At 30.6% G+C, this 5,860-nt stretch carries 6 protein-coding genes; 1 reads left to right on the top strand and 5 read right to left on the bottom strand.

From position 1 onward, the window contains the following. On the top strand, positions 1 to 352 hold a 352-nt coding region (locus AC1DWN_RS25935; RefSeq protein WP_477561779.1), incomplete at its 5' end, for a helix-turn-helix domain-containing protein. On the opposite strand, the gene AC1DWN_RS25940 is transcribed toward AC1DWN_RS25935, so the two are convergent. From AC1DWN_RS25940 to AC1DWN_RS25960, 5 genes are all read right to left on the bottom strand, one after another. Continuing rightward, positions 349 to 666 carry a hypothetical protein gene (locus AC1DWN_RS25940; protein ID WP_477561780.1) on the bottom strand — a complete coding sequence of 106 codons (318 nt, stop codon included), beginning with the start codon at positions 664 to 666 and terminating at the stop codon, positions 349 to 351. The genes AC1DWN_RS25935 and AC1DWN_RS25940 overlap by 4 nt on opposite strands. 78 nt (positions 667 to 744) lie before the next feature. Then, on the bottom strand, positions 745 to 2,316 hold the full coding sequence (locus AC1DWN_RS25945) for a TniQ family protein (RefSeq protein WP_477561781.1): 1,572 nt from the start codon (positions 2,314 to 2,316) through the stop codon (positions 745 to 747). 376 nt (positions 2,317 to 2,692) lie between these two features. Then, complete coding sequence (locus AC1DWN_RS25950) at positions 2,693 to 4,456, bottom strand: hypothetical protein (protein ID WP_477561782.1); 1,764 nt, start codon at positions 4,454 to 4,456, stop codon at positions 2,693 to 2,695. Then, positions 4,449 to 4,886 (bottom strand): hypothetical protein, encoded by a 438-nt coding sequence (locus tag AC1DWN_RS25955; RefSeq protein ID WP_477561783.1) that lies wholly within the window; start codon positions 4,884 to 4,886, stop codon positions 4,449 to 4,451. The genes AC1DWN_RS25950 and AC1DWN_RS25955 overlap by 8 nt, the downstream gene beginning before the upstream one ends. Then, positions 4,867 to 5,860 (bottom strand): hypothetical protein (locus AC1DWN_RS25960; protein WP_477561784.1); only part of this gene is annotated, 994 nt, incomplete at its 5' end. The genes AC1DWN_RS25960 and AC1DWN_RS25955, both read right to left, overlap by 20 nt.

Raw genomic sequence — 5,860 nt, forward strand, 5'->3', positions numbered from 1 at the left:
GCTGAGAAGAGAGTTTGATTGGAGCCAACAAGAATTAGCCGATATATTAAATACATCGGCCCAAGTAATCTCTAACTGGGAAAGATCAACAAACGCTCCCGATCATAAAGCAATCCTTGAGTTAGCAAATGCTTTTGATGTGACTACAGACTATTTACTTGGAAGAACAGACATTCGAAAATCTATACATTCTAATGAGTTGGAAGAGATAGATATTGCTCAATTTTTCAATGCCCACAAGAACCTTTATTTCGGTGAGACACCTTTATCACCTGAACTAATCAAATTGTATTTAGAGATTATGTATGTTTTTACAAAGAATTTAGATGGGCTTTCCAAAGAGTCTCATTAATAATATTCACTATTTTTGTTCTGTTTCCTGGTCTCCATCATTTTTTGAATACTTGATAAGTATTTTTCTAATTTGTTACTATCAAACTCAGACTGCATATTAAGCGCAGAACACAATAACCAACGTTCATTTGCTATATCGTAACAATAAAGTAGCTCTTTGTTTCTTTTATTTTGTTTTGCAACTAAGTTCCATCCACCGCTCAACATGGCCATTTCAAACCACTGTTCAGTGATTGCTTCAGGACATGAGTAGAGTGTTGAATTAAAGCTAACTCCTCTATGGGTTACATATGCAATTCCTAGTTTACTCATATTGTCATCCCCTTTACAGATACTATCAACCATTATATCCGTATAGTTATATAAATATAACTATACGGATATTTTTATTTAAGTAGATTCTGTTATTTTCATTAACTTCTGTTTCCGACAATATTCTTTTACTATATGAGCGCCTTGTTTATTATGAATAGTGGTAATAGAACACCCGATTCTTTGAGCTACGTTTTTTAATCTAATTTCAATATTTTCATTGATCATTTGATTGCAATGCTCTTGTAAAGTTCTTATAAATTTGCTGTCTACTTTCTTCTGACTAATGTTATTCTTTTTCAACAATGCAGTCATAACTTCTTGATGGTAACGATAAATAAGATGTTCATTATTACAATCCCAAACTTCCCACCTTCTTATGTTTTCGACTTTCGCCCCTTCATTTATTGCCTTGACAACCTTTTGAAGAAAATCTCTTTTGATTGTGTACATGGAGTACCTAAAGATTCCTCTTGCATGGAAGTATGCAATTGCTCGCTCTATTCGGTTACGCTTCACCCCAAATATCAATTCACGTTCTGGCCAAGTTAACTTTAAGTAATCGGTTCTTAAAGATAATTTCCGAAATATTTTTATGAAATAAGTACGCTCTACTATCACTTTATATTTATCAAAAGCAAACTCACAACAACATTCCTTGCAGTAGAAATAAGAAAGCAATTTTTTACCTGCATGCTCATAAGACTGTGTTGCTGTTTCTATTATTGTTTCCTTAGTGTTAAAGCCCGCACACCATGGAGCAATACATTTAGGAGTCGTCAATTGAACAGAGGTTTTAATAACTGAATTAATAAAAGTGCTCGGTAACGATTGTTGTATGAAATTTGAAACTTCAATTTTCGATTTATTTAGCGTATTGAGAACAAAGTCAATATTAGGAGTAGATTTGGAAGTAGAACCTCTTGCACATTGAAGAAGTATCACACTTAGTGAGTGTTTTATTATCACTGCTTTCGATGAAAAAATTTCAGCACTATTACAAACGACATACAATAAACGCAATGCTAGTTCACTGTGCGACATTGATAGCGATGTAGTATGGATTAGATATTCCCAGTTTCTGTACCACCATTCCTGCTGAGATAATTCCTCTGGTTCAGCAGTTTCTGCTTCACATAAATTTAAGGGGTTAAAACAGTAAGGGCATTCATGAACATTGATTAAATCTTTTATCATTATTTCCTTCTGACAGTTTCCGCATTGATTAAGCAATTTTAGTTGATGTCCAATACACACCTGTATTCCTCGCACTTTCCAAATCGTCTTTAAAAACTGACCTTCAGCTAGACATTTCGGACAATAAAAAAGTTTATCTCGAACAACACCGTCAATGAATCTTACATCCTCCACTTTACTCTTGCCTTTAAACAGGTCTATAACCCCTGTAAAACTACTCAAGTTCACTTCGTTCTCAGAGATTCCGGTTATTCTAAGCAATTCCTTATTGAAAATATTAGATGGATAGATATCAAGTTTATGAAAATCTCCTCTATGTAAGTTATACTTGCTTATCCTTGTGGCGTTGAGTAGTGATAAAAGGGGATAATTATTTAGTTTTGAGCATCGCAATAAAAAACTATGAAATGACTCTCCACCTTGAATTTTCGGACGTACAGTTAATCTCTCCATCAATTAGCCTCCTTGGTCTTTTATAGTACTATTCTGACCAAGAGTAGAATCTATTTATTCATTATAGGGATCGGAACATTTCAATTGTGATTCTAGATGGATTATCCAACATTTCATTATGACCAAATCAATTTCAGTTATGGAACCGATCACTTCAGATTTTTATTTGGTGTAATAAATGTACAAAGAATGTTAAGCATAAGAAAGAGCAGATTAACTTAACTCTGCTCATTGTTTATTTCCCTATGGGATTTTTCAAAATCCACTACTTGTTGAATTAACCAACTCATATAGCTGCATTCTGATATATGAAGCTATTTTTGCTTAAAGTAACAAACCCTATCCGAGCGTTCGTTTGTACCTCACCATTGTTTTGTTAATCCATTTTAATTTGAGGAACATAAAACGGATTAAAACCTGTTTTGCTATTAGTAACCAAGTTTTCTGTATGATCTGGCTCAATAGCTAATATTTCATATTCCTCATCATCAAACATAAACAGTTGTAAATTATTTTTCCCAATGCTTTCGTAAGCTGTTCTAATTACTTTCCCTATAGCTTTGCAATTGCTTTGATCGAAGGGTTTTGATATATGGTCAATAACCAAAATAGGAATAATAGGATATCTACCTTCTTCCAAAAGCAATTTTAGAAACCCAAGATATCCACATAATTGAATTAGTGTATGTCTTGCCATACTTCCTATGTAATAATTAACTGATATCTTCTCTTCCAATTCTTTTTCATCAATCGCAGCTTTCAATATCGTTGGTTGTAAAATATTCCCTCTTTTTAAATATTGTATTTTAAAGCCCTCTTGCTTAATATCATCATCTACAACTGATGAAATTTCTTTAGCTGATTGGTAAAGTTCTGTTATATACTCAGACAAATAATTCATCTTTTTACTGTCGTCAGAATTTTGCAATACTTTTAATTCATTGCGTACCTCTTTAATTCTTTTCATTTTCTCTTTAAGTTCCTCATCACAAGAACGAATATCCGCTGATAGATAATCTTCTATTAAAACAATAGCTTTTGCTTTTTCTTCCAATGTGAAAACCTTAAATCTAGAATCATTTCTTCTGATTTCATCCTTTAGTATGTTCCGCTGTTTCTTTAGCTCATTTATAGTATTGTCACTTATCAAATATTTGTTAAACGATATCGTTGTATCAAGTTCAGTAGTTATTTTTTTTAGGGGAGAAATTAAATAGTCAAAATCACTATTCCCTTTTAGTATTACATTCAACTTTTCCAATAATAATTTTCTGTTTTCATTATCCTTCTCAAGTTGCTTGGAATCTGCGATTCTATTCTCGTAAACTTTTATTTGTTCAGTAATGTTACTGTACATAACTTCTAGCTCTGAAATATTTTTCTCTTTATTATTCTTAACTACATGCTGCATTTCTTTTATTCCTTTAAGTTGTTTTCTTACATCATCAGCATTTTTTCCTGTATACCAAGTGTTAACACCCAGTTTTTGAAGATTAGTGTTTACTTGTTTGATAATGAAATCATATCTTGCAGAATTAACTTCTAACATTTTCACTTCCTCTAATAAATCGTTTAGTTCTTTTTGTAATTCATAAATTTTCTCAAGATTTTTATTAAATATAAAATTCAAAATAGGTGCTAATTTGATTGAATACTTTACATCACTGCATTTGTCAAAAAAATCATGTATTGCCCCTTGTCTCTTCTCACCAAGAAAATTAAACATCGTAAAAGATCTATAAGTTAGTTCTTCCTCTGTAAAGCTCCTTATATCTTTTAGAAGATCTATATCTTGTGCAAATATAGAATTTAACTTCTCTTTATATTCTCTCAAACTAATAGCATCATTTTCTTCTTCATTAGAGTAATATAAGAAGTTTTGACCAGGGTTCCTTGTTCTAGATATATTGTAACCGATTTCGTTATACTCAAATATCATCGTCGCCTTTTCTAATGAATCGCTATACCATGGTTTTTTTCTGATATCTTCCGAAGAACCAAACATAAAGTCAATAAAACTATAAAACTCGGTTTTACCTGAACTGTTTTTTCCTTTAAAGTAGTTTAATCCAGTTTTAAATTCATAAGTAAATTCACCACCGTCCACACCATAGAGTTCCAATCTATTTATCCTAAACATTATTAGTTACCTCTTTCATAAATTGTTTATCATTCATTCTTCTACTTTCTTCAATAGCTTTTTCTATAAACTTACTTTCTTCAAATAAAACTTTATTTCCACTCACCTTATACAAACTATATAACATATTGTTTTTCAAAATTATTTGTTCACTTGTATTAAGTAGATGTATCGACTTTATAATATATTCAATACTATTACAAAACTCAACATAATCACCAGATAAAAAAGAAATACATTTATATATAATATCTTGTGTATTGTTCCCATTGTAAACATTACCCAATATATACCGTTCTTTTTTAATCACGTATGCAAAAAAAAGCATCTTATTTACACTTAATTCTTTGTGTTTGTGTAATATATTTAAAATAATTTCGCAATAAATGCTTACCTGAATTGATTCTGCTTCAAATTTCAGCTGACTCATTTTCTTCGTCCTCCCATGAAATTTGATTTACTTTCGCTTCATCCTTAGTTAAATAAATTCCAGATCCGTAACGTATTTGTTCGTTATCTGCATGTGCATTACCCATCATCTTGGTTTCCTCAAGTCGATTAAATGGCTCATCTTTACGTTCTTTTTTTAGTTTGAATTTAACGGTTTCATAATTCTCATATGTTGTGTCTTCAATACTTTCAATTTTCACCAATTTATTTGTTTMCATATACTTTAATCGCAAGTCTTTATAATATTCACCATACACTAGATGTATTTTAATCAAAGATTGAGGCAATTTACATGCTAGAAGTTGCTTATATTCTCTTGAATTAGCAATAGTTAAATCATTAAAATCAACTGTATGAAGTTTCTTGAAATTAGAATAGTGAGGTTGGGTTATTTGTTCTGTCATTCTACAACAAATATCTTCTATTAATGTCATCAACTCAGCATAGCAAAAAACGTAAGGTTTTTTGTTATTAATACTTTCCATTATTTTCACAGTTACATGTTGTAATAATTCGTTTATTCGTTGATAAAAGACTACTTTATTTATTCCGGCTTTTCTAAAAAGTTCTGAACAATTATCATCAATTTTCTTATCAATATTATCTATAGAGACAAATTCATATTTCATCTTAATAGAATTATATATATTTTCAAAATCCTCAAAATTTTTATGCATTTTTTTAACTTTAGTAATAGTAGCTTTAGATCCCTTGGCTGATTCTTTAATTAGATTAAACTGTTCTATTGCAGATTTGCTAAACAAAATATCTATATTTTTATATTCATCCTCAGTAAACAATACATACTTGTCTACTTTATGTTCTGATGACTCAAGTAATATCCAATTAAGAAGAACTTTTATTGCAGTACTTTCTGAAATACTCGTCCTTTTAACTTGAACCGCGACATTTGTATTATTGCCAACTATTTTGTTAATGAAATTATCATTATAG

It is taken from the genome of Paenibacillus sp. P4_A7 (assembly GCF_056402455.1).